Here is a 2,177-nt window from a genome sequence, read left to right as displayed (position 1 = left end):
GGTTCATCCCAAAGTTATCTGTAGTTCCATGAAAAAAGTAACGCTACAAGGCTTATACGAAGCACTGCTTCATGAGCAATACCGCGTTGAGATAGATCCTGAGATCATAAAAAAAGCTCAGCTCTCAATAAACAGAATGTTGGAGATTGGATAAATACACTAAGCCTTGTCAAATACGACAAGGCTTTTTTTTATGTACATAAAACACATCGAGAACAAAAATCAACCTATCTACCTCAGTCATAACAAAAAGCTTAATCTCTTACCTCACTAACCTATTTAGAACTATTCTTATTGATATTACAACCTATTTCGTATAGAAAATCATATCTTTAGTCGGCATAAAAAAAAACAGCTTCAAGGTATTGATTTTTAATGCACAACTATATCAACTTAACCATATCCCAAGACTTATATATGTCTAAATTAAACACCCCCATACTCCTAATTTTATTACTCTGCTGGCCCAGCTTTGGCTTTTCAACAGATGATAAAACAAAGGATTCCATTACTGACCATTTACAAGAACAATTTAAAAAACACGAAAAAACAAATACTGATTCAAGCTCATTCTATGCTCGTCGACTATTAAAGTATTCTAAAAAAATTGCCAACGACAGTTTATTAATAAGAACGTATCAAAATTTAGGAGATAGCTTCAAATTTAACAAACAATTAGATTCATCATTATATCATTACAATACTGCACTTGAAATCGCTGAGAGACAAGATAAACCTTATTTTATTAGCAGGTCACATATATTAATTGGCTTAATCTACGCTGACAAATCTGAAATTGATAAAACCATACTTCATTATAAAAAAGCGATAGGTTTTGCTCAACAACATGATATCCCAAATCACGAAGCAATCGCATATAACGAAGAATTCGCATCTAATCAACTTGGCAACATTTACATGGATCAAGGCAATTTACAAAAAGCACTTCAGGCTTTCTTAAATGCCAATACTATCATTGAAGAAAACAATTTTAATGACTTAAGACTAAACACCCTTATTAATATTTCAAATGTATACAGCGCTGATGAGCAATGGGAAAATTCGCTCACTAAATTAAACGAAGCACTGACATTAGCCTTAGAGAATAAGGACATTTACTCTCAGTCTATTATTAATAATAACTTAGGTACAATTTACGAAGCTCTAAAAGATTACAATAAAGCCCTGATCTACTACCTTAGGTCCTTAGAGCTTCAAAAATCAGTAGATATAACATTTGGATTAGCAACTAATTATCACAATCTGGGCTCCATTAACTATGAACTTGGTGATTATGAACAGGCCATTTATTTTCTAAACACATCATTAGCTATAGCACAAGAAAATAACTCAAAAATTGATTCCATTTATAATTACGAATACCTCACGAAAGTTTACATTAAGAAGAAAGAATTTGGGAAGGCTGCAAATTTCCTTTCAAAAGCCAAAACGTTAGCTAAAGAACTAAACCTAATCATAAAGCAGCTTGATTTAGCTAAACTACAGACCGAATACTTTTTTGAAACCGGAAAATTAAAACTGGCACAAAAAGCCTTTGCAGAATATGATTCTCTAAGAAATGATTATAGCGAAACTGAAAAGTCAAAGGAGATTATTCAGATGCAGACGCTGTACGAGACAGACAAAAAAGAAAAAGAAAACGACTTACTAAAAGCCCAAAATCAATTATCACAGCTTAATCTTGATAAAGAAATTCAAAGAAAAAATCAATACTTTATTAGCTTTGGAATTTCTATTGTGATACTCATTATTATCATCTTCCTTTTGCGAAGAATGTCTGGAGCTCACAAGACAATAAAAGACTTTAATCTTAAACTAGAGGATTCCAACAAAAAACTAAAATTGATCAACAGTACTAAAGATAAATTCTTTTCGATTATTGCTCACGACTTACGGTCACCTTTAGGAGCTATTCTCAGTTTTTCAAATTTGATAGACGACGAATGCTCTTCATCAAAAGAAGTAGAAACTGTTGCAGAATATAACAGCTATTTAAACCAATCTGCTCGTAATTTGAATTCACTACTTGAAAACCTATTACAATGGGCTAAATCTCAACTCGGTAGCATCAAACATCAAGCAATAGAATTTAACCTTTCAGAGGTTATTGAGGAAAACATCGAAATTCAAAGACTTAAAGCGAAAGAAAAATCCAT

General features: G+C 32.1%; 2 protein-coding genes. Both read left to right on the top strand.

The genetic code is table 11. The annotated features are described in order from the left end of the window. Nucleotides 1–16: 16 nt before the first annotated feature. Nucleotides 17–154: a quinolinate synthase NadA gene (gene nadA / locus ABY905_RS16665; RefSeq protein ID WP_372645922.1), complete on the top strand. Its 138-nt coding sequence runs from the start codon at nt 17–19 to the stop codon at nt 152–154. Between the two features lie 263 nt (nt 155–417). Further along, nucleotides 418–2,177: tetratricopeptide repeat protein (locus ABY905_RS16660; protein WP_372645919.1), on the top strand; the 1,760-nt coding region annotated here is incomplete at its 3' end.

Origin of the sequence: Ancylomarina sp., from assembly GCF_041555295.1 — a bacterium.
Classification (GTDB): domain Bacteria; phylum Bacteroidota; class Bacteroidia; order Bacteroidales; family Marinifilaceae; genus Ancylomarina.
This window is presented reverse-complemented; position numbering and strand designations above follow the sequence as displayed.